Genomic DNA, 23,131 nt, shown 5'->3' on the forward strand with positions numbered 1-23,131 from the left:
ATCTGATGTTATTACATGTGGTAACAACATCTAGTGATTTTCCAGCTCAAAAAACCAGATTTCATCATATATTTAGCGAATTCGGTTTTATTATAAAAATTGAGCGAAATGGATAATAAATTTTAAAGAGAGGAGGTTTCTTCCGAGGTGTCTCCTGCATGAATCATACGTAATAATTCATTTTTTTGCTGTTCATTTAGATTTTGGATTTGTTGGTACAAACTATCAATTTGAGTTGTTGCTGGCTCGGTATCAAGCGGTAGGGGATCTATATGCGGCGTTAACGCTTCATCTCGTTGTAATAACGTATAAAGATGTTCGAGTTGCTGCTGAGTCGTACTTAAATCAAGTGGACTGATTTTTCCATGCTCTAATTTAAAACATTGATATACGGCTGCATGTTCAAGCAATTCTTCACGGCTTCCGGTCACAATAATTTGTAAGCGTGGGAATGCGCGATGAAGACGATTTAAAATTTCTGAGCAATGTGCTGCATCTAGTTGTGAATCGATCTGGTCAATTAACAAAACGCCTTCACCTTCAAGACAAGGGTCTAAGCTCAACGGATTGAGCAAACAAAGCCTGCGAACCACATCGCCTACGAGTGCAATCCATGTTTTAGTGGTATTGGAAAGTTGTTGAAAGGCCAAGACTTCACCCTTGTAATGTGCCATAAGTTGAAGTTTTGGGTGATATTGCAAATAAAAGTCTTCAAGCTCAGGAAAAATAATCTTTAATGTCGATTTTAATGCGTACAAATTAGGTGAAGGAAGCTGTTTAGGATGTCCTGCCAATTCAAGTTGTAGCTGACGTAAAATTTCTTCCTGATCTTGTGAATTGGATTGTTTTGAAATAATTCGCTGCACAACATGAGCCGCTTGTGCATTTTCAATATCGCTAATTTCACGTAACCACTCAAAAAAGCGGGCGAAGGTGGTAAACGGAATGAAGCTAATGTCATAAGCAGAAATAGACTGGGTAATACCCGGTAAATTTTTATTCAGTAAATTTATATCGTTAACAAATCGCTCTGACGGATAATAAGCGAGTAAGGGAAGACCTTGAAGTGGGTCTTTTCTTGTGACTTGATGATAAAGGGTAATGGTTTGATCGAGCTGCTGAGTTTCAACTTGACTAATCCCTACACCACTTGAATTTAAGGTCTTGAACAGCTTCCAGCTACAAAGGGATGTGTCGGTTTGCTGGGTTGAAGCGGTTTCAGGGAGTTGTCCAAATTCCGGTGGAATCTGGATGCTGACTTCTATTTTAGATTGCAAACGAGAATGGCTAATGTCCTGATCTGGCATGACAATGCCTGGTGTACGTGCATCTTTAAGGCGCGCAGGAAACCATGTTAAAGCATGATAAATATGCTTGAGTAGCATACTTTTGCCAGTCGCCTGCTCGCCTAAAATTAAAGTAATCGGTTGTTTGTCATATTGGAACTGTATTTTTAGGTCATGAAACAGAGCAATATGTTTAAATTGGATAGATTCAAGTTTCATAGGCTCACCTAATTATGAGCGCTTCAACCAACCGACTGACGAAGACTTAAAGGCGCCCTTAGTTTTAATTGTTGTATCAGATCATAAAGATGATGGATATTTAGACTTACTTTAGCACGAGTACAGGCCACGTACAGTAATCTTAACTCTTCATCTGTAATCTTATGCTCTAAACCATTAATTTTAAATTGATAGTCGTCTTCAATATGGACACGGTTCCATTCCAGCCCTTTCGCTTTATGGGCAGTCGAGATGACATAGTCAGCTTGCTCAAGGGGAGTAATCTTTGCAAGTGCTTTTTTTAATGGGTCAGTGCCGTGATCATCTACCAGCTTAACCAATGGTTTTATATCGCTTCCTTCATTGGTTTCGCAGTACTCATGAACATCATGCCATGAGTTAAACCATGCCAACTCAGGAACGTCAGTAACTCGTTTCCCTTGCTTTAAGAGGCTTGCAGCATCTACAAAACGGTTTAGTTTTTGATGGTCAGCTTGCAAACTCACTTTATCGCCGTGAACTAAGCCTGCCAATAACAGCTCCATTGCGCGAGCATTGGTACGACACAAAATCGCATCACGCATTTTTGTATGAGGTTTATTGACTACACTTGATTTCTGGTTCGGATTACCAAGCAAAGGAACTGTCTCATTTAAGCCACCTAACAACGCATTGGCGACATCGGCAATCGCCTCTCCAAAACGAAAAGAGGTCGTTAGGCGAGACTCTGGCAAAGGCAATTGTTGCATGGCATTTACTGCACCGCGCCACGCGTAGATTTGCTGATGTGCATCGCCTACATAAATAACCTGCGTACTTTTTTGACGAAGTAATATACCCAGCATTAAAGGGTCAGCATCTTGTGCTTCATCAAATAAGACATAATCGGCCGGAATATTAGGCTCAGACAATGCCCAAAGTTTGAGGTAAATATCGTGACCAATTCCGGCTTGATGGTTTGGATCGATGGACTCTAGCCAGCGGCGTTCAACAGCAGGGTAAAGATGGGTTTGAAGTGCAGTAATATCGTCTGGATGTAACCAGTTTGGCGCCTGAATATGTCGAGGCGCTGGATATTGAGAACTGGTTGAACAGAAATAGCTCACCGCATTGGCGACAAGACTCGCTAGGCGACTTGGCATTAAGACGTATTTTTCATAACGTCCACCCATCATGCGCCGTAAGGTAATCGGTTCTAGCCGATATTCTTTTGCAATAAAGCTTGGGCTTAAGCGGGGTAAACGTAATTTATCAGTTACGCCACGTGGCACACTGCGAAAGGCGAGTGAGTGAAAAGTACGGCAGTCTACATTGCGATGAAATTTGTTTTGAGCTTCACCAGCAATGGCTTTGTTAAAAGCCAAATACATACCACGCCGTTCAGGCATGGCATCACTAATCATTTGTAATGTAGTAGTTTTACCTGTGCCCGCATAGGCAATCACTTTAAATGATTGCCCAAGACGTGCGTTATCTATGGCAATTGCTTGCTCATAGGTGGCTTTAGGTTTTTCGATATTCGACACTGAGTGATTTTAAACCTTATTGCGGTTAGCTTTTTCAACTAAACCAGATAAACCCTGACGACGACCTAACTCGTCAATAATAAGTTGTGGATTAAGATCGAAATAACCCAACATGACAATACTATGGAACCACAAATCGGCAGTTTCATAAATCAAGTCATTTAAATTACTTTCTGTATTTTGAGCAGCGTAGTCTTTCGCAGCAATAATGGTTTCTACGCCTTCTTCGCCGACTTTTTCTAAAATTTTATTGATGCCTTTTTTGTAGAGGCTTGCAACATATGAAGTGTCTGCTTCTGCTTGCTTACGCTCTTGCATCAATTGCCCTAAGTGAGCAAGTACATCCACTTGTTCAGTAGTATGAGCATGATCGTGGCTTTCAGCTTTGGCTTTGTCGCCATAAATTGCAGTAGGGTCTTTTAACTGTGCATCGACAATTTCCCAGCCCTGTGGGGTGAGTTTACGGTAGAAACAAGACTCACGACCTGTATGACATGCGATACCGCCATGTTGCTCAACCTGTAATACAATCACGTCGCCATCGCAGTCCAGACGAATTTCATAAACCGTTTGGAAATGACCTGATTCTTCACCCTTGTGCCAAAGTTTTTGGCGAGAGCGAGAGAAATACACAGCCTGATTTTTTTCTGCGGTGAGTGCAAGTGATTCACGGTTCATCCACGCCACCATCAAAATACGTCCGGTTTGATGATGTTGAGCAATGGCAGGGATAAGACCTTGTTCGTTAAATTTTACTTCATCGAGCCATTGCGTGTTATTCATGAGGAATCACCAAAGAAATATGAACTATAAATTGATTTCAGTCAGATGCTAAAAATAGCTTGTATAGTGTACGGCATCAACGCCACTTTGCGGAAAAATTCTTTGTCCTTTTTGACTCTCCTAGCGTAATGAGCAGCTTGTACTCAGCTACTTTTAAAAATCAGCCAGAGATTCACTTTTTAAATGAAACGTACTGCTTTCTTTAGGTAATTGAGCTACTTGATCATATTCAAGATGGCGGAATGGCCCTGTCTTTAAGCCTGAAATTGTGATGGCCATTTCTTTTCGAAAATAAGGAATTTGATACATCCAAGGGAAAACTAAATCTCTTAAACCTCCCGCCCACCAATGGTCAGATTGATAAAGTGGTGTTAGTAAGCGGCTAAGAAATTGATAAAACTGGGTAGATGAACCGCGAAACTGGTGATAATGCTGCCAGAGTAGGGGCCAATCAATATTCTGGTTTTTTTGAGCTTGTCGCAATGATTGAGAAAAAGCCCAAGCATCTAATAATGCCATATTGGCCCCTTGTCCCAACTGTGGGCTCATCGCATGAGCTGCATCTCCAATTACCCCAATTCGACCTTGACCAAATTGAGTCATGACGACATCACGATAGTTTGCAGATAGCCATTTGGGCTGAGTTTGACAGTTATACAAAATTTCTTTGAGCCACTCTGCAACTTTGGGCCAACGTTCTGAGACTTGCTTTAACCAAGCTTGTTTAGCCTGCTCATCTTGCAAAAAGCTTTGTAATTGTGGGGTTGGTAAGCTCCAAAAAACACTTGAAAGGCGCTGTTGAGGTTCGGTTGGAATCGCTCCCGTAGGAAGAATTCCCATCATAATTTTCGAGCGATCATAAAATTGATGCAGAATTTCAGGATCGAGGACTTGGCACTCGGGCACGATACTCCACGCAGCCCCCCAAGGATAAGCTTTGTTAACCTTTACCCATGCTTTAGGTCTTAATTGACTACGAGCACCATTGGCAATGAGTAGGCCATCAAAGCAAGCATCAAACTTTTGATTTTGATGACTGCCAAATATCTGAACTTCATCGTTATGTTCTTCAAATCTTTCAACAGAATGGTTCATATACCAAGTAATCTGGCTTGAATACTCGTTAAGTTTTTGAGTGAGAACGTGACACAAAGTGGCTCGGTGTATACCTAGACCATAAAGATTTGTTGATGCTTCGCGATAGTGACTGTTAACTAAAAGACGCTTGTCTGGAAGTTGTCCTTCTAAGCCTGTGACTTTCGCACCTAAGGTTAGGGCTTTGTCGAGCACACCTAAGTGCTCAAATACGGCTAAGCCCGCAGGTTGTAGCAGTAAACCTGCACCTACCGGAGATAACTCATCAACTTGTTCAAAAATAGTAACGTGGTTGCCTTCACGGGCGAGCAAAATCGCAGTGGCTAAACCTGCCGTGCCTGCACCAATAATGGCAAAATGAGGTGTTTTCATTGTTTGTTCTTTTCAAGCATTCATAAAACTAAATTTAGCAATGAACGGATAATCGATCTATATTTTTTTAAATTATAAGTTTTACCCATAAAAAAATCCCTTGCATGGGCAAGGGACTTGGAAGTTATTTCAATACACGCCAAAGCGCCAATAAGCTGCTCAACACAATCAAAATAATAGATACAAACCAAGGGCTAATAATCGCAATAGTTAGCAAAATCAACATAGTACTGCCAAACATCCAGCTACGACGTTGTTGGTGTTCCATTTGTAAACGAAGCTGTTGAATTTCACGTAACTGACGGTCTTGCCAAGCAGACTGATTTTTTAAACCATTTAAGCTATCAATAATTAAACTTGGGAAATCTTGAGCGCCTAAAAGCAGATCAGGTAATTGCTGACCAAGCTCTTTTACATTTTTGACTGGGTTCATATTGGATTTGACCCATTCTGTCAAAATTGGTTTTGCCAATTTCCAGATGTCGAGCTGCGGATAAAGGTCCGTACCTAGGCCTTCTACATGCACTAAAGTTTTGAGTAGTAGCATGAGCTGTGGCGGGATTTCTAAATGGAAGCGACGGGCAATATCCATCACTTGAATTAAGATACCCGCAAAATCAAGCTGGTCCATTGGCTTAGACACCATTGGTCCAACAGTGCGGCGCATTTCACGTGCTAACGCGTCTTGATCTGTACCCGGTGGAATCCAGCCAGCTTGATGCACAATTTGAATAAGCTGCATAAAGTTGCTGTTCATGACAGCAAGCAACATACGGGCAACTGTCATTTGGTCGTGCTTAGAAAGCTCACCCATAATTGCACAGTCCAGTGCAATAAAGCGTGGATTGCTTGGGTTGATGGTTTCTACAAAGACATTGCCGGGGTGCATGTCGGCATGGAAAAAGTTATCGCGGAATACTTGCGTAAAGAAAATGGTTAACCCTTTTTCTGCAAGTTGTGCGCGGTCCATACCTAAACGGTCAAAGGTTGCCGTATCTGAAATAGGGACACCAGTAATACGCTCAGCCACCATGACATCTTTGGTGTCCATGTAGACTTCTGGCACATACATCATGGTTGAACCAGTGAAGTAATGGCGCATACGACGGGTGTTATCTGCCTCAATACTCAAGTCCAGCTCATTTAAAATGATTTGGCGGTAGTCTTGAATAATTTCAGATAAATGTAATGCACGGGCAGCTTCAAGACGACTTTCTAAGGTGTTACCTAGCCAAGCCAGAATTTCAAAGTCTTGTAAAATTTGGCTACGAATGTCTGGACGAGTAACTTTAACAACAACTTCACGTCCATCATGTAACGCCGCTGTATGGACTTGTGCAATTGAGGCTGCTGCAAGTGGTTGATCATCAAAGCGGGCGAACAGTGTATTTACGTCTGCTTTTAAAGAATCTTGAATACGTTGTTTGGCAACTTCTCCATCAAAAGGTTTGACCTGATCTTGAAGCAAAACCAGTTGGGCGAGTATTTCAGGTGGAATCAAATCACGGCGGGTTGACAGGAGTTGTCCAAGCTTAATTGCAAGCGGCCCCATATCTTCTAAAGCTTCTTTAAGCTTTAAAGGATTTTTGCGTTCACGACTAGACCATGCTGCCGGATGCATTTTTATAATGTTCAATGCATGCTTAGCTTTAACAGGTAATTCATCCGCAGGGAACAACGTATCGAGTCTATAGTGCGCTGCAATACGCCAAAGTTCGAGTAAACGTGAAACGTGCGGAATCATATAAAGTCTTACCTAGTCTTGAGTGGGTTGTAGTTGTGCATTGAGCTGCTGCAATTTAGCTTCTAGACGATCAATGTCTTGATTAAGCTTACGCGTAGCCTGATTTAAATCGTCCATTTCCCAACGTGGGGCAAATAAACCACTGTCTTCTTTTAAGGCATCTTCAGCAAAAAATAGATGACTTTGAAGAGAGCGTTTTAAATGTTTTGGTGCAAGTTGGATCTTACCGATTTCGTGAGCGAGTTGAGGACCAACCCATTTTGATAGATGCGCAGCTAAATCAGGTTCAGCTTGCTGCATAATTTTTTGAATATCCTGTAAGAGGTGATAATCACCTTGAAGCGGGATATTACCAATTTGGTCTGGATCGCTTAATAATAATTTGATCAGTTCAACGACATCTTTGACATGCAAAGTTGCAGTGGCTTCAGAAATTTTAAATTGTGGATCAAAAGGGCGCTGCTCAAAAATAGATGGCTTTTCACTGTGCCCTGTAACGGTAGGTTCAAGACGTACTTTTTCTTGGTCAAAGAATACATCAACAGAAAGTTGCGGGCTATCGATGATAACACGCAACATTTTGCCCTGTAGCTGATTGAGCTGAATGCGGGTTAATGCATCCAGATCGATCAGATGATGAATGATACGTTCGACTGCACCGAGTGCCAGAATCGACCACATATCGTTATCCCTTACAGTTTAAAACCGCGATGAACAGCAACAATACCGCCAGTCAGGTTGTGATAATCACAGTTCTGGAAGCCAGCATTTTCCATCATACCTTTTAAGGTACGTTGGTCTGGGTGCATACGAATTGATTCAGCCAAGTACTTATAACTTTCTGAGTCATTGGCAACCAATTTACCCATAATCGGTAAAGCAGTGAATGAGTAAAGGTCATAAAGTTTTGAGAATGGCTCAAATACTGGTTTAGAAAACTCAAGAACAAGTAAGCGGCCACCTGGTTTTAACACACGGAACATAGAAGCAAGCGCTGCGTCTTTATCTGTCACGTTGCGTAAACCAAAGCTAATGGTTACAAGGTCAAAGCTGTTGTCTGCAAAAGGTTCTAAAGTTTCTGCATTGGCAAGTACAAAATCGACATTGGTACAGCCTGCATCAATTAGACGATCACGGCCAACATTGAGCATAGATTCGTTAATGTCTGAAAGTACCACATGACCCTGCGGGCCAACTTCACGGCTAAATACTTTTGCTAAGTCGCCTGTACCACCAGCAATGTCTAACACATGTTGACCACGGCGAACACCAGACATGTTAATTGCAAAGCGTTTCCATAAACGGTGAATACCAAATGACATCAAGTCATTCATAAGGTCATATTTGCTTGCAACTGAGTGGAAAACTTCAGCAACTTTTTGTGCTTTATCTTCAGTTCGAACTGTTGAATAACCAAAGTGTGTTGTTTCACCAACGTTGCCAGTGTTGCCTGCACCACGTGGTAAATTGTATTTCGGCACAGAACCGCTAACTGGTGTATCTGTTAAGGTTTGCTGTAAAGATTGTTGTTGCCCTTGAGGGGTACCTTGCGGTAACGGTGAGCTTAGGAATGGGCTAACTTTGTCTGAACTTTGTGCCTGCTCAGTTGGAGATGTTGGCTTTTGGTTTTCGTTAGACATATTGTCTCTCCTAGACTCAAACTCAAGTGAAACGGAATAAGTTCTGCATGATGACAGATTTTGTCTATTTTTACAGGCATCATCATGCAAATATAATGAATAAAATCTCAACTTCGTGAGGTTGAGTTTTTTCTATGTGCCGACCTTATCACACTCTAAACGGATTCGGATGTCCTGAATGTACTTTTTCAACAATCTGGCGTTCTTTTTCCGTAAAAGTTTTAATAAAGGCCTCAGCCGATTTTAAAGGTTTCATTGCGCTAAAACCATCTTGAATAAAATCATACATCAATTCGAAGTGATATTTTTGTGCAATACCTTTACACATTTTAAAAGCAGTAAACATCATAAATGAACGCATATATTTATCGAGTGCTGCTCCTAAATCGTCAAGAAGGGCAAGCTGCTGGTAACGGGCTTCGGCCTGATCAAGCTTGATTAAGGTTAAGCGCATGATCTCGTCGGTAAGTACAGTATCTGCCGGATAGTCTTCAAGAAGCTGCATTGCTACTTGTTCATCAAGTTGAGTGGCAAGTACAGCCAAACTTACCGACTTTGTACCTGTCTTAATTGCGTTTTCAGGTAAAACCTTTTCTGCTTTATGTGCATATTTCAATAAACGTTCAATTTGTGCTGCAAGTGCATCGAACTCTGGTCCACCATATAAACGGTTTAAAAAGTACTGAGCCATCAGTTTGTGTTCTGGCAAATTAAAAAAGTCGTGATGCGTCTCTTTCATCCGTTCTTTTAGCCATGTTTGTACATCTTGCAAACGTTGGGCTAGCACTGGATTGTCGTGATAATTAAATGTTTTATATTGTTGTAAAAGTTCATCAAAAGCAGCGAGTTTAGACATGTAAGGCTCTAATATTGGGCTATTTACAAAAAATCATAAGAGGCATTGTAACCTTCTACTATGGCGAGTAGATGTAAAAAAAATGATTTATGCGTCAATTTTCAGGTTAAATCATGTTGCAATGACATAATTTGTATAGCAATTCATCACCCAAGCGCATAAGTTAAATAATGGCGAAATTAAATAAAAAGATTAGAGCAGTGGACCATGAGTGAACAACAACCAAAATTTGAAATACGAGACGAAGAACAGCTTTCAGTTGATTTAATTGAAGCACAATATGCTTTAAAAGAAAGCCGAGGGAAACCCAATGCCAAAAGCACACTCATTTTAATGAGTGGTATTGAGTTAGCTGGAAAAGGGGAAGCTGTTAAACAGCTTCGAGAGTGGCTAGATCCAAGATATCTACGGGTAAAAGCAGATGCACCACGTGTGCTGACAGACTCTGAAGCATTCTGGCAGTCTTATTCAGCATTTATTCCGACTGAAGGCCAAATTGTGGTGATGTTTGGCAACTGGTATAGCGATTTGTTGGTTACGGCAACTCATGTGTCAGAACCTTTGGATGATGCGCGTTTTGATGCCTATGTTGAAAATATGCGAGCGTTTGAACAGGACCTAAAAAATAACTATGTCGATGTCATTAAGGTCTGGTTTGATCTTTCGTGGAAATCACTCCAAAAACGGTTAGATAAAATAGATCCATCTGAACAGCATTGGCATAAGCTTCACGGCCTAGACTGGCGTAATAAAAAACAATATGACACTTTGCAAAAGTTACGCCGTCGCTTTACCGACGATTGGTACATTATTGATGGGGAAGATGAAAAACAGCGCGATCAATTTTTTGCTCAGTATCTTTTACAACACATGCGTCAACTGCCTGAACATGAAACTGAAGTCAAAGGTAAATGGCAGCAGGCAAAAATTCCCGAGAGTTTATTAAAACCTGCTCAGGAAAAAATGGATAAAGCCGAATATAAAAAAGAGCTCGATAAACTGAGTAAAAAAATTGCCGATAACATGCGCTTTGATAAACGCAATGTGGTGATTGCATTTGAAGGGATGGACGCTGCGGGTAAAGGGGGAGCCATCAAGCGAATTGTTAAAAACTTAGACCCGCGTGAATATGATATTCACTGTATTGGGGCGCCTGAACGTTTCGAAGCAAGACACCCGTATTTGTGGCGTTTTTGGAATCGTATTAATGAAGCTGAAAAAATTACCATTTTTGACCGTACCTGGTATGGTCGTGTGCTGGTAGAGCGTGTTGAAGGATTTGCTTCGCCTATCGAGTGGCAAAGGGCATATGACGAAATCAATCGCTTTGAAAAAGACTTATTTGATAGCCAAACGATTGTGGTAAAAATTTGGCTGGCAATTAGTAAAGATGAGCAAGAGCAACGTTTTAAAGCCAGAGAAGAGACACCGCACAAACGCTTTAAAATTACTGCCGAAGATTGGCGTAACCGTGATAAGTGGGATGATTATTTAAAGGCGGCCGCAGATATGCTTGAGCGAACTAGTACCGAATATGCGCCTTGGTATATTGTCGCAACAGACGATAAATACACTGCACGCTTAGAAGTGTTAAGAGCTATTTTAAAACAGCTGAGAGCAGATTAAACTCTCAGCCGTAAGTTAGATTTTAGTTTACAACCGTGCCACGACTTTTTTGTTGAATACGTTTAGCAAGGTTGTAGCTGTCATTTAGATGAGTTTGGGCTATTTTTTTCATCATAAAATAGCCTAAACTTGCTGCGACAAGTTGCCCACCTAGTGGTACAAATTTTGTCACTTGTTTGGTAACAATTTTTCCAAAGAAACCGTTAAAGGTTTTTTTAACGGTAGTGCGAGCAACCACAAAGCCTGAAAATTGAAAGCCGCGTTTTCGTAATTCATCCCAGTGAATTGTTTTTGTTTTTGGATCATAGACACTGACATGTTCAGGCGCTAAACCAAAACGGGAATTAATATCGGGAATAAGCTGTGACAAAATTCCCAAATCTACTACCACGTCAAAAAAAGGAATGGGTACAATTGCTGCACCAGCAGAGACGTAAGCTCTTTTCTGAATGAGTTCTTGGCACTCATCGCGAATTTGTTCCAGATTTAGGCTAGGATCAATATAGTCAGGAATGTTATCAATTTTCATAATGTTTTACCTGTAATGTGTTCCTTAAAGGTGCCTTGCCAACACAAGGTAAGTGACACCTAAAATGAGATTATGCTGTGTTTAAACCAACGTGACATAGTCAGATTCAGTTGTATAGTAATGAATGTTTATGATTTTGTGCATAAATTATGCGAGTAGGATATGAAATAAATGGGTATCCATGTTATTCAAAGTCAACGTATTGATGTGTTGTTGCAGGGCGTACTGGCATCTACGTCCCAGCCGTCAACGCATCCATTACAGGTTTTGAAAGCCCAGCATTTCATTGTGCCAAGTCCTGCTATCGAGCAATGGCTGATACAAAAACTTGCAGAACAGCAAGGAATGAGTGCCAATTACCAGTTTCACCAACGTGTGCGCGGGTTTCAGTGGTATGCCTATCAACAGGTCCTCACGGCGCATAAGGAACAGGTTCGTAAAGCCAATATTCCACGCTTGATTTTTAAATGGCGTGTACATCAAGCCTTACAGGAATTTATTCAGCCTGATGTTATGAGCATAGATAGCTCTCATCCACTGCATTCTATTGTTCAACGTATTTATGACAGCGCAGATCGGCTTGAACAAGGTATTGAGAAGCAGCTAAAAAAGCAAAAAATGTTGTATTGGGTTGCTGAGCAGGTTGCCGATTTATTTAGTAACTACATGGTCTATCGGGGACAGTGCCAGCGTGGTTGTGAAAATATGTGTACTTGTCCAAATAACTGGTTAGCAGCATGGGGACAAGGGCGATCACTCGATATCGAAAAGTATATTGCCCATAAAGATAAAGAAGTTTCGGCATTTACTTTGCAGCAAACCCAAGAGTTAGAACGTTGGCAGCGCTGGTTATGGCAGCAACATTTTCATGAAGATTTTATGCAAATGCAGCAAATTGACGAATTATTCTGGCAGGAATTAGAACATCCTGAGCGCCAGAAGAAAGCACTGTCTCGTTTGCCGCAGCAAATTGTCATTTTTACTTTACTGGATTTACCACCCAGCCAGCTTCAGTTTTTACGTCGTTTAGGGCAATACATCGATGTTTTGATTTTGCACTATAACCCTTCGCAAGAATATTGGGCCGATAGTGTCGACCCACTCTGGAAACAGCGCTATGACTTAGGGGTAAAAGAGCGTTTTATAGCGAAGAACCCCCAAGCGACCGATGCGGAAATTGCCGATTTCTTTAATAAATTTACGCTTAATTTTAATGCTGAGGCGCGTGAGTCAAGACATCCGCTGTTAACAAGATTGGGCAAACAAGCCCGCGACCACTTCTCATTACTCTCAAACTTGTCTACAGGTGAAGAAGGTAAGTGGGTGGATGCTTTTGTCGATGATTTTCCTGAAAGTTTACTTGGCAAAGTTCAGTCAGATATTTTGCACTTGGTGGAACCCCAAGCAAAGCAGTATGAGCTTGCCCCTAACGATGACTCAATTCAGATTCATGTCTGCCACTCGACATTACGGCAACTTGAAGTATTGAAAGAACAATTGATTGGTTGGTTGGCAAAACCGCACGAACAGCCGCGTCGTCCAAATGATATTTTGGTTTTAGTTCCTAATTTGGCAGAAGTAGAGCCTTTAATACGAAGTGTTTTTCCTGCTACAGCGACTGAGCAAGGCGTGCATTTGCCTGTCAAAATAGCAGGAATTGCCTCACTCGATGCACTTAATGCATGGCGTGCCGTGATTGGGCGTATTCACCTTATGCAAGGGCGATTTAGCTTTGATGAGTTTGCTGACTGGCTTGGTTTACACGCGACTCAACAGCGTTATGCACTTGAATATGCTCAAGTAGAGCGAATTTTAAATTTACTTGCTGATGCAGGGTTTAAACGTGGGCTTGATGCAGAACATCTGAAACGTAGTTTATGTGACGGCGATGATGACTACCGATATAGCTTTAAATTTGCTTTAGAGCGGTTAGCGCTCGGCATAGCCATTCCCGAACATGCTACATTTAATCAGGTGCTGAGTTACGCTAAGGTTCAACCGGGCGATTTTGAGCTTATTGGTACGCTCATTCAGATTTATCAAGATTTAAATGAACGCCGTGACTGGCTCATTATGCATGAGCAGAAGAAAAGTCATACGGTGGAATACTGGTTGCAAACACTCTCGCAAGATATTATCGAGTTTGAGCAGGCCGGTGTGACTGCTTTAAAAACTGCGCGGGAAATTGTAAAAAAACAAGAGCGTATGTTAACGCTCGCAAGCTACTATGCCGAGACAGAAACAGGCACCTTACGTAAAATCACCTTGCCTTTGCCTTATATTCTGGATGAGATTCAGCGAACTTTAGAAAATCAAACGGCTCAAGCTGAACCGACTGGACAGATTACCTTTGCCCAGATTGGACAAATTCGTCCGTTGCCTTATCGTTTAATTGTGATGTTGAACCTTGATGCAGGGCAGTTTCCAAATCGAGACACCCATGTGCCATTTGATTTGATGGATGCCTTACGTCAACAATTAGGTGATCGTTCCCGTCTTGAGGATGACCAAGGCGCTTTCTTAGATGCCCTACTTTTAGCTCAAGAAAACTTATGGCTGTTTTATAACGGCTTTGATGTCAATGACGGTGAGGTGAGAGATCCTTCTAGTATTCTTCAAGAGTTCCGTGAGCATCTTGCACTTATTGTAAAGCCAGAACCAAATGCACCCGATCGAGAAGTGATTGAAGGTATTGAAATCCCGACTCAATTAAAACAGCTCTATCACTTACATTATTTACAGCCGTTTGACCCGAAAGGTTTTATGGCTGAGAACCGCTATATTCGTTATCAAGATCACTGGTTTAACGTGGCGATGCAAATTCAGCAAGCTTCCGGTGTTCTTAAGCCTTGGGCAAATATATCTTATCCTTTAGAAATACCTGACATGTTGGTTTTAGACAGCCATCAGTGGATACAGGATGTGACTTTCCCCGCACGTTTATATTTAAAAACTTTAGGCGTAGAAAACTTAGGAAATGTAAGCGTATTAGATCAGAATGAACCTTTGCTTTTAGATGGTTTGGGCCGTTATACCATTCGACATTTTTTACAGCAAAACGAACAGCAGGCACAGCCTGAAGTTCTACTTGATCAGTTGCCTGTAGGCAAAGTTCAATACAGTGCATGGCAACAGGGCATTTTTGAACAGGAATGTTTGCTTGAGCGCCTTCATCATTACGCGCCAGCCGTGACACAAACGACTCAGCGTGTGTGGCGAATTGCCAAACAGCTACATATGAATATTACTGTGCCAAAATCTGAAACTCAGGATTGGGTCAGTATGGAAGCATCAAGTGCTCGGGCAAAAAGACGTGCAAAAGTCTGGTTAGAGTACCTGCTTTGGTTGGCCTATTTAAATGAAGGAAGTGCAGGAACTGAAAGACGCCGTATTGTGGTTTTTAGTGACCAAACTGTCATCTGTAAAGGTATTAGTTCGGAGCAAGCTCGGCAGTATTTACAACCGTGGTTTAAAATCTGGCGTTATGCTCAACAGCAGCCACTCGTGTTACCAGCAGCTTTATTATTAAAGCCACTTGAAAAAGCTAAGGCATATCAGTGGGAAACAACAAATCCGACAGAAAAAATAAAACTGGATGAGAAGAGCTATGCAGAGCTGTTAAAATACTGGAATGAAACGGGGACATTTACCTCTATCGATATGACACAAAATGAAGCGTGCAAGTTACATCAAGACTGGCGTTTCATTTTGCAAGAACAAGATGCACAAGCATTACTTCAACATGCTTGTGATGAGTTTGCCTATGACCTGTATCATCCGGTTTTTCAATTTCAACATTCGGAGTAAGGCATGAACTCAAGAGTACAGGTGTCTTATCAACCTATTATTGATATTGAATTTAGTGGACTGCATTTAATTGAGGCTTCGGCGGGTACCGGGAAAACCTATACACTGTCGAGTTTAATGGTTCGTATTTTTCTTGAGAAATATTTACCGGGCCAAGTCATTGCAACAACATTCACCCGTGCTGCTGCGGCTGAGTTAAAAAGCCGGATTCGTGCGCGTTTGGTCGAAACCCACCGTTATTTAGATGCCAAGCGGAGCTTGACTGAAAAAGAGATCCTTTTGCAGGCCGAGCAAGAATCTGACTTATTACTGCAACATATTCTCAAGCATTTTGCGACACGTATTGCCTATGCCTGTGAGCGTTTAAAGCTCGTGATCGATCAGCTAGATGAGCTATTTGTCGGAACACTCGATAGCTTTAGCCAAAAGCTATTACGTGAGTTTGCTTTTGAGAGCGGAAAAATTGAACGTGCCCAAATTACCGATGATGCCAAAACCTATAGCCGACAACTGATTCATGATGTTTTACGTGAATGGATACAGTCTCAGCCTCAAACCGTGATTGATGCATTGTATCTGGCAGGTGAGTTAAAAAGTGTCGACAGTTTTGTCAAACTGGTCGAAGACTCACTGAATTTTAGTTCGGCTCACTTTAAACTTCCCGAAAAGCCTACCATTCAGTTTGAACAGCTTGCTCAGCTCAAACAGCTGGCAGCAGAAATTGATATCAGTCTTCTAGAACCGTATTACTCGCTTGATGGCGACCACTATAAACATGTAAGCGGCACAATATTTCGTAATGGAGCATTTAATAAGTTATTTAGTGAATGTTTGCCACAGTTATTACAAGTTTTAAAGCAAAGCGACAGTATTTTAGTTTTTGATGGGTCTTTGGCAATACAACGGGAACTCGTTTTTAAGTTTTTAGGCCAGCTTGCCGATCAGAAAGTTTTCAAGAAATGTCCTGCCGAAATTTCAGATGGATTTTATCAGCATCCTTGTATTCAGCAGATTCAGCAGTTGTTTGGTGTGCTGAAAAACTATGCTGAACAGTTCGATCAGCTTCATATTTATTTAAAAGCCTATTTGTGTATAGAGGTTAAAAAACGTTTACCACAGGTTTTACAAAACAAGGGCGAGACGACCTTTTCTCAGCAAATTCGCACTTTGTCAGAAGCTTTAAAGGGCGAGCAGGGGCAACGTTTCGCCGTATTTGTGCAGGCTCGATACCCCTTAATTTTGGTTGATGAGTTTCAAGACACCAACCAAGACCAAGATGACATGCTCGCCAGCATTTGGCGTCATCCAGAACGTTACCAAAAAGGTTGCATGATTATGGTGGGTGACCGTAAGCAGGCAATTTACGGTTTCCGTGGTGGGGATATGCTCACCTTCTTGAATGCCTACAAAGATATTCAGGCAAAGCATGGTCGCGAATATAAGTTAATTCATAACCACCGTTCAGTCGCTGACTTGGTTGAAGTGGTTGATGCGTTATTCCAAAGGCAAATCGACTTTGGTGAACAGGTTCAATATGACCCGATTCGGGCAGGGACTCGACCTCATCCGGTTTTAATTGATCAAAACCAGCCTAATCCGCATCCTTTACGTTGGCTCATGCTAAAAGACAAGGAAACGGAAGCACAGCAAGTCGCGTGGAAAATACGTGATTTACTCAATCAGTCACATGCTGGACAACTTTATTTTCAAAAAGATGCTCAGACTCAAACCTTAAATGAAGATGATATTGCGGTCTTGTCGCGTAATCATGATGGTCTTGATAAAGTTCAATTTGAATTAGAACGTTTAGGAATACGAGTTAATCGGCCATCAAAACGAAGTGTTTTTGATTGCACAATAGCTCAGGATGTTGGGGCCTTACTCACTGCGATTCTTCATCCTTACGATGAGGCCAAAGTGAAACGAGCTTTGATTAGCCGTTTATTTGCTATGGACCTTAAACAGCTGTTGCAACTCGAACAAACGGCCGAAGGTTTAAGCCAGTTTATGACGGGTTTTGATACTATTCGGGAATTGTGGTCAGCTCAGGGCTTTTTAGTAGCATGGCAGCAATGTTTAAACCAATTTGGCATTTGGAAAAATCTGGTTGCTGTCCAGAGTAAAGATAATGAGCGGGTTGTGGTGAACTTGCGTCATTTGACCGAAATTTTGAGCCAACATAGCGAGAAATATCAGGGCGCGCAAAATCTCTATCACTGGTATCTCAAGCAATTACAATCACCGCTTGATCGTGAATGGGAGTTAGAGCGTAGATTGTCGAGTGAAGCTGGCGTACAGCTCATGACCATTCACCAGTCAAAAGGTCTTGAGTTTAAAATTGTCTTTTTGCTCGGGGCCGACAAGCCATTTCGGGAAAATAACAAAACACTTAACTTCTCGACCCAAGATATAACGGTTTCGGAGTCGGCTCAAACTCTAACACAACGTGTTGTTGCGATTGCCGATAAAACATATTTAAACGAAAATGAGTTGAAGCAGCATGAAGAACGGGCTTTGGCGGAACAAAACCGTCTATGGTACGTTGCTTTAACCCGGGCAAGTCATCGTGTTTACGCGCTCTTACAAGATACGGATGGCAAGTCTGTTTCAGGTTTGGCATTTTGGAAAAACAGAGCGGAACCATTCCAGCACCGTTGTTGTACCGATGAAATAATTTTGGAGCAACCACCTGCTGCAAGACATTTAAATCAACACATCAATATTATTGAGATACAGGCGCAGCATTTTCCTGATCAGCGCTTTTATTCGAGAGGCAAAACCAGTTTTAGTTATCTGGCACAGCATTTAAGACATAAAGTAGGTACAGATTTACTCGCGAGTCAGAGCCATGAAGCTGTTTTAGCCGAAGATGAACTCGATCAGGTTATTTCTGTTGAGGCGCCCGCAGCACAGCCCATTAGCTGGATCAAAAGCAATTTTCCGAGAGGGACGCTCGCAGGTAATTTCTTACATGAAATTTTTGAGCATATTGATTTTCAATGTTCAGATGAGTGGGTAAGCGAAATACGTCGTCGTTTTAAAAATGACTACAGTAGTTTGTGGCAAGATTTATTAATCAAATACCAAGAAAGCTTTCCCGAAGAACAAGAAGCGGAATATTCGCTTTATCACGCTGTAGCCGAATGGTTGCAAGAGATTTTAAGCACGCCGTTATATCAAGGTTTTCGCCTAAATCGGTTACAGCCAGAGCACTATTTATCAGAGTGTCCTTTTTATTTGGCACTGTCGGATCGTGTGTTAGCCATGAAACGTATTCAGCAGCTGTTTGCTGAATATGGTATGGAAATGCCCGAGTTATTAGAGGCTCGTTCTGCACGCTATTTAAATGGTTCGATAGACTTGGTTTATTTTGATGGACAGCGTTATCACATTGCTGACTATAAGAGTAACTACTTGGGTGAAAACCTTGCTGATTACAGTGTAGAAAGCATTGCACAAAGTATGTCTTTAGCCAGCTATTGGCTACAAGCAGGCCTGTATTTGGTTGCGTTACATCGTTATTTAAAAGTCAAAATGCAGAATTATGATATTGAACAACACTTAGGTGGGGCGACTTATCTTTACTTGCGCGGTATGAATGGCGAAGCTGAGCAGGGTTATTATTATTGGCAGCCAAGTACAGAATTTGTTCTACGACTCGATGCTATTTTAGGGTACTTTGCTGAGGATAAAATTGCATAAAAAATGCTGATAAATGATCTAATTTTAAAATTAACAAATACTTGGGGTGTGGATAAGCCTGTCTATAACCATGTGGACAAGCGTGTGGAAAACTAGGTGGATAAGTGTGTGGACAATCTAAATAGCCCTGAACAAAGCGATTTAAGCTGGTTAACGACTTGGAGTACCTTTCTAAATCAAGCCCCGTTTACTGCACAGACACAAGCTCCAGAGGCAGCTTATTTTTTGCAGCAGCTGATTGAAGCGAGCTTGCAGGGTGACAGTTGTATTGAGATTAGCCCAGAGCAAATAGAAACACTTGGCCAACTGGTGATATCTGCTGAACAAGCAAAGTCTCAAGTTGCCCCTTGTGTCCACGACGAGCAGGGGTTGGCATTATACCGATATTGGAACCTAGAGCAACGTCTAGCTGAGCAAATTCGCCGATTAAAGCAACAACCAATTCAACCTGTTTCATGTGAAGAGCATTTAGACTTATTAACAGATCCTCATCAGCAAGCTGCTTTGCAAATGGTGACTCGGCAGAGCTTAAGTATTATTACAGGTGGGCCGGGTACAGGTAAGACCTATACGCTCGCTCGTATTATTGCTGTGCTTAGTCAGGCAATTCCACATATTCGTGTAGCGATGGCTGCTCCGACGGGTAAAGCTGCACAGCGTATGCAAGAAGCCTTACAAAACTCCTTTAATGACCCAAAACTGCTTGAGTCGGGGTTAATAAGTGCTGAGCTAAGAAACCAAAGTACCCAAACTATCCATCGATTATTAGGTATGGGGCATAGTCAAACTCCACGGTTTAATCAAAAACAGCCTTTGCCTTATGACGTTATTGTGGTGGATGAAGCCTCTATGCTGGACTTAAATCTGGCAACGTTATTATTTGAAGCGGTTCCTGAGTCTTGTCGAATTATTTTATTAGGTGATGCCAACCAGCTTGCTTCCGTAGACGTCGGAGCTGTACTTGCAGATTTACAGCAAATCGAGGCTTTGTCTGAAAACCGTGTTCACCTTCAAACCAGCCGTCGTTTTGCGGAAGGGGCTTTGATTGGTCAGGTTGCCCGATTTATTCAAATGCAAACCAGTCAAATCAACCATGAGCAAATTTTACAAAAATTTGAAATCGATATTGTTCAGGTTTCAGAGTTACGTTCAATACCTTTAGAAACCGACATGCCCGATGTGGTTCAGCTTGAATATTTACCCGAAGAGTCACCTATAGCGCTAGAAACTTACTACCAAAAATTGATGGTGGATTTTCAAGGCTATGTGCAAAGCTTAAAAGCTTATATACAAGATGATCGTTCACTTGAACATATTGAAAATATCGTTAGGTCATTCGATGACTACCGTATTTTAACTGCCGTACGTCATGGACCATTTGGTTTACAGCAACTTAATCAATATGCTGAACGCTGGTTACAACAACAGCTAGGTATTGTGACTTTAGGAGGATGGTATGTTGGCCGTCCGGTTATGATGACCTATAACGATTACCAGCTCGGTATTTCAAATGGTGACATTGGTTTATGTTTTGAACATAGAACCCAGCCGCAACAGTTTGAAGTGTATTTTCCAAGTTTAAATAAGTGGGTTGCTGCAAATCGGCTACCTAAAAGTATTCAAAGTGCATTTGCCTTAACAATTCACAAATCACAAGGTTCTGAATTTACCCATACAGCTGTTGTTCTTGATCAGGCTGCCAAGAATTTGTTAAGCCAAGAGTTGATCTACACTGCGATTACACGAGCCAAAAAAGTAGTGAGTTTATTGGTCGATCCAGAGGCGTTACTTCAATCTTTTACAGTTCGCACGACAAGAAAAAGCGGTTTAGTTGAAAAAGTTAATCGGTTAGTTCGTTAAGCCAAACTTAATATTTTTACCCTTGTAAGAAAAAGCTTACATGGATTCGAGATATTTGCTGCTAGAGAACCCACCCTGTTTTTGAGATTATAAACGCACAACGAGCTTGGCAAGGAATGTCGGGCAAAATCGCACAATAATAATAACTTAAGTCGAGAGACTGCGAACTTACAATGATGTAGGTGAATAAAGAGGAAACTTACAGCCGCTAAGCCTTGTAGTTTTGGGAGAGACTACAGGGCTTTTTTATATTTAAGTCTTAACCCCACCAAAATATCTGCATAAATCTTTAGATGGCTTACCCTATTTCTTGCTTATATTATCAATTATTTAACTCAATAATTTTTAATATATTTATTTGTAATATGATTCTTAAATAAGCATTTTTTGCGTGAATTGTTAAGTTAAATGTTATACAGAACCGTATGTTATTTAGCATTTACAGATAAACGATAAATATTAGACAGACCTGTACGTTTTCGCTTACATGATGATAAGAAAAATACTACTTTTCTTCATAATTGGATATGACAAAATACATCCCATAAGGAAATAGAACTAAAACAACGGAAGTGAGTAAAACGAGAAGAAGGATGTGGAAAGCATCTCACACATAACAATAAGAACAGCGATAAACACGATAAACAACAACTACAGCGCCAAAAACCCAAGCAGAAATGCTTGGGTTTTTTATTTTGCCGCTGAGTTAATTTTAGCTATACCAGATCGGTTTCATGCGAATCACTACCAAATAGTGAACGGCGTTGATCTCTAGGAATTCGTGGACATTGAGTCGAAATTTGATAAAGCAGATTGGCTAGAGCAGGAAGGTGGGTACCGACCACAGATTTGCCAGTGGTTAACAAAGAAACGCTGATATCACGCTCTGGGTCGGCCCAACACAAAATATTGGAAAAACCGAGGTGACCAAAAGCTTGTCCAGTCATTGGACCAAATAAGCCTACCGGATTACTGCCTAGCATTGGTCCTAAGGCATAGCGCATCGGTATTAATAAAGTTCGGTCAATGTTAACTCCTGTGGTAGGGAGCGTTGCTCTAAAAATTGTTTTCTCGCTTAAAATTTGTTTGCCTTGGTAGCTTCCCCCACTTAAAAGCATTTCAAAGAAGCGTCCAGCTTGCTCTGCACTGGTATAAATATTACCGGCGGGGCAGATGGTATCCATAAAACGGCTATCATTAGTGACATCTACAGCGAGTTGTAAGCCTCCACCTAGTACATGATTGAGATAATGATCTGTTCCTAAGCGAGGATGTAAACCTGTTGCACAATTAAGAGCAACTTCAGCACGATATTCTGGTTTTAAGCCATAGTTAAAATAGGGCATATCCATCGGTTTCTCGATAGTCTCATGCACAAATTGGCGAAGGTCTTGCCCTGTAACCCGTTCAATAATTTCTCCTAAGATATAACCTGCCGTTACTGCATGATAGGCGAGGTGATTTCCCGCTGGAGAAACAGGTCTTGCTGCGTATAAACGCCTTAAAATTTCATCTTTATCAAAAAGCAGTTCAGGTGTGACATCTCCATCAACATAAGGAATACCTCCACGATGAGATAACAAATGAAAGATTGTCGCGCGGCGCTTTCCGTTCACCCCATACTCGGGAATATAATAGCTCACGGGGTCAAGTAAGTTGATTTCGCCTTTTTCATCTAAAAGATGAATTAACATGGCAGTAATCATTTTGGATGCTGAAAATAGACAAACGGGAGTATCCGGCGTTGCGATGAGTGCATTCTCTTGCAGACCAGCCGGCGAGTTTCCTTGAGCATAGCCAATGCTTCGATTTAATAAAATTTTCCCCTGTCGACGTAAGCAAAAAGTAATAAGCGGATAGTTTCCGGTTTTGTAGAGTGACTCAATACTTTTCCAGATTTTTTGAACTTGCTGTTCACTCATTCCACCTAGTTCGGCAGGTACTTCATCTTTGTGATGAATGACCGATTCAAGGTCATTCGGTACCGGACAGGTATTGGTCGAAAATATTTTCACACGTCCCTCGCGTTTCTTTCTTTTTATTCAAGGCCAAGTGTGCAGGGTTAAGAAGCTGATGTCAGTGTCTA

At 41.4% G+C, this 23,131-nt stretch carries 14 protein-coding genes; 4 read left to right on the forward strand and 10 right to left on the reverse strand.

Annotation, left to right across the window (positions count from 1 at the left end):
* Positions 1 to 122: 122 nt before the first annotated feature.
* From EG365_RS10015 to EG365_RS10050, 8 genes are all read right to left on the reverse strand, one after another.
* Positions 123 to 1,505 (reverse strand): AAA family ATPase, encoded by a 1,383-nt coding sequence (locus EG365_RS10015; protein WP_000764515.1) that lies wholly within the window; start codon positions 1,503 to 1,505, stop codon positions 123 to 125.
* A 23-nt stretch (positions 1,506 to 1,528) separates the two neighbouring features.
* Entirely contained in the window at positions 1,529 to 3,031 is a 1,503-nt protein-coding gene (locus EG365_RS10020; protein ID WP_000065138.1) for a UvrD-helicase domain-containing protein, read from the reverse strand.
* Between the two features lie 9 nt (positions 3,032 to 3,040).
* Positions 3,041 to 3,814 carry a bifunctional phosphoribosyl-AMP cyclohydrolase/phosphoribosyl-ATP diphosphatase HisIE gene (hisIE, locus tag EG365_RS10025; protein WP_001066569.1) on the reverse strand — a complete coding sequence of 258 codons (774 nt, stop codon included), beginning with the start codon at positions 3,812 to 3,814 and terminating at the stop codon, positions 3,041 to 3,043.
* Between the two features lie 153 nt (positions 3,815 to 3,967).
* Positions 3,968 to 5,281 (reverse strand): FAD-dependent oxidoreductase, encoded by a 1,314-nt coding sequence (locus EG365_RS10030; protein ID WP_000856572.1) that lies wholly within the window; start codon positions 5,279 to 5,281, stop codon positions 3,968 to 3,970.
* A 124-nt stretch (positions 5,282 to 5,405) separates the two neighbouring features.
* Complete coding sequence (locus EG365_RS10035) at positions 5,406 to 7,025, reverse strand: ABC1 kinase family protein (protein ID WP_000612218.1); 1,620 nt, start codon at positions 7,023 to 7,025, stop codon at positions 5,406 to 5,408.
* 12 nt (positions 7,026 to 7,037) lie between these two features.
* Positions 7,038 to 7,706 (reverse strand): ubiquinone biosynthesis accessory factor UbiJ, encoded by a 669-nt coding sequence (locus tag EG365_RS10040; RefSeq protein WP_000269705.1) that lies wholly within the window; start codon positions 7,704 to 7,706, stop codon positions 7,038 to 7,040.
* Positions 7,707 to 7,717: 11 nt separating this feature from the next.
* Entirely contained in the window at positions 7,718 to 8,665 is a 948-nt protein-coding gene (gene ubiE / locus EG365_RS10045) for a bifunctional demethylmenaquinone methyltransferase/2-methoxy-6-polyprenyl-1,4-benzoquinol methylase UbiE (protein ID WP_000064213.1), read from the reverse strand.
* Positions 8,666 to 8,813: 148 nt separating this feature from the next.
* Positions 8,814 to 9,521 (reverse strand): FFLEELY motif protein, encoded by a 708-nt coding sequence (locus EG365_RS10050; RefSeq protein WP_000039800.1) that lies wholly within the window; start codon positions 9,519 to 9,521, stop codon positions 8,814 to 8,816.
* Positions 9,522 to 9,728: 207 nt separating this feature from the next.
* Here EG365_RS10050 and EG365_RS10055 point away from each other — a divergent pair, with 207 nt between their 5' ends.
* Positions 9,729 to 11,147: a polyphosphate--AMP phosphotransferase gene (locus tag EG365_RS10055; protein ID WP_000003541.1), complete on the forward strand. Its 1,419-nt coding sequence runs from the start codon at positions 9,729 to 9,731 to the stop codon at positions 11,145 to 11,147.
* 22 nt (positions 11,148 to 11,169) lie between these two features.
* On the opposite strand, the gene EG365_RS10060 is transcribed toward EG365_RS10055, so the two are convergent.
* Positions 11,170 to 11,676: a hypothetical protein gene (locus EG365_RS10060; protein ID WP_000687236.1), complete on the reverse strand. Its 507-nt coding sequence runs from the start codon at positions 11,674 to 11,676 to the stop codon at positions 11,170 to 11,172.
* Positions 11,677 to 11,847: 171 nt separating this feature from the next.
* Here EG365_RS10060 and EG365_RS10065 point away from each other — a divergent pair, with 171 nt between their 5' ends.
* From EG365_RS10065 to recD, 3 genes are all read left to right on the forward strand, one after another.
* On the forward strand, positions 11,848 to 15,483 hold the full coding sequence (locus tag EG365_RS10065) for an exodeoxyribonuclease V subunit gamma (RefSeq protein ID WP_000511247.1): 3,636 nt from the start codon (positions 11,848 to 11,850) through the stop codon (positions 15,481 to 15,483).
* Between the two features lie 3 nt (positions 15,484 to 15,486).
* Positions 15,487 to 19,185: a UvrD-helicase domain-containing protein gene (locus tag EG365_RS10070; RefSeq protein ID WP_001088720.1), complete on the forward strand. Its 3,699-nt coding sequence runs from the start codon at positions 15,487 to 15,489 to the stop codon at positions 19,183 to 19,185.
* A 108-nt stretch (positions 19,186 to 19,293) separates the two neighbouring features.
* Complete coding sequence (gene recD, locus EG365_RS10075; RefSeq protein WP_000369435.1) at positions 19,294 to 21,045, forward strand: exodeoxyribonuclease V subunit alpha; 1,752 nt, start codon at positions 19,294 to 19,296, stop codon at positions 21,043 to 21,045.
* A 716-nt stretch (positions 21,046 to 21,761) separates the two neighbouring features.
* Here the strand turns inward: recD and EG365_RS10080 are convergent.
* Positions 21,762 to 23,060, reverse strand: a complete 1,299-nt coding sequence (locus EG365_RS10080; RefSeq protein WP_000689278.1) for an EstA family serine hydrolase — start codon at positions 23,058 to 23,060, stop codon at positions 21,762 to 21,764.
* Positions 23,061 to 23,131 lie beyond the last annotated feature (71 nt).

Origin of the sequence: Acinetobacter sp. FDAARGOS_494, from assembly GCF_003812225.1 — a bacterium.
Lineage (GTDB): Bacteria > Pseudomonadota > Gammaproteobacteria > Pseudomonadales > Moraxellaceae > Acinetobacter > Acinetobacter baumannii.

Coding starts and splice junctions, on each gene's coding strand:
- hisIE (WP_001066569.1), bottom strand. CDS start 3,814: ATGAATAACACGCAATGGCTCGATGAAGTAAAATTTAACGAACAAGGT.
- ubiE (WP_000064213.1), bottom strand. CDS start 8,665: ATGTCTAACGAAAACCAAAAGCCAACATCTCCAACTGAGCAGGCACAA.
- EG365_RS10015 (WP_000764515.1), bottom strand. CDS start 1,505: ATGAAACTTGAATCTATCCAATTTAAACATATTGCTCTGTTTCATGAC.
- EG365_RS10060 (WP_000687236.1), bottom strand. CDS start 11,676: ATGAAAATTGATAACATTCCTGACTATATTGATCCTAGCCTAAATCTG.
- EG365_RS10030 (WP_000856572.1), bottom strand. CDS start 5,281: ATGAAAACACCTCATTTTGCCATTATTGGTGCAGGCACGGCAGGTTTA.
- EG365_RS10050 (WP_000039800.1), bottom strand. CDS start 9,521: ATGTCTAAACTCGCTGCTTTTGATGAACTTTTACAACAATATAAAACA.
- EG365_RS10040 (WP_000269705.1), bottom strand. CDS start 7,706: ATGTGGTCGATTCTGGCACTCGGTGCAGTCGAACGTATCATTCATCAT.
- EG365_RS10035 (WP_000612218.1), bottom strand. CDS start 7,025: ATGATTCCGCACGTTTCACGTTTACTCGAACTTTGGCGTATTGCAGCG.
- EG365_RS10055 (WP_000003541.1), top strand. CDS start 9,729: ATGAGTGAACAACAACCAAAATTTGAAATACGAGACGAAGAACAGCTT.
- EG365_RS10065 (WP_000511247.1), top strand. CDS start 11,848: ATGGGTATCCATGTTATTCAAAGTCAACGTATTGATGTGTTGTTGCAG.
- EG365_RS10070 (WP_001088720.1), top strand. CDS start 15,487: ATGAACTCAAGAGTACAGGTGTCTTATCAACCTATTATTGATATTGAA.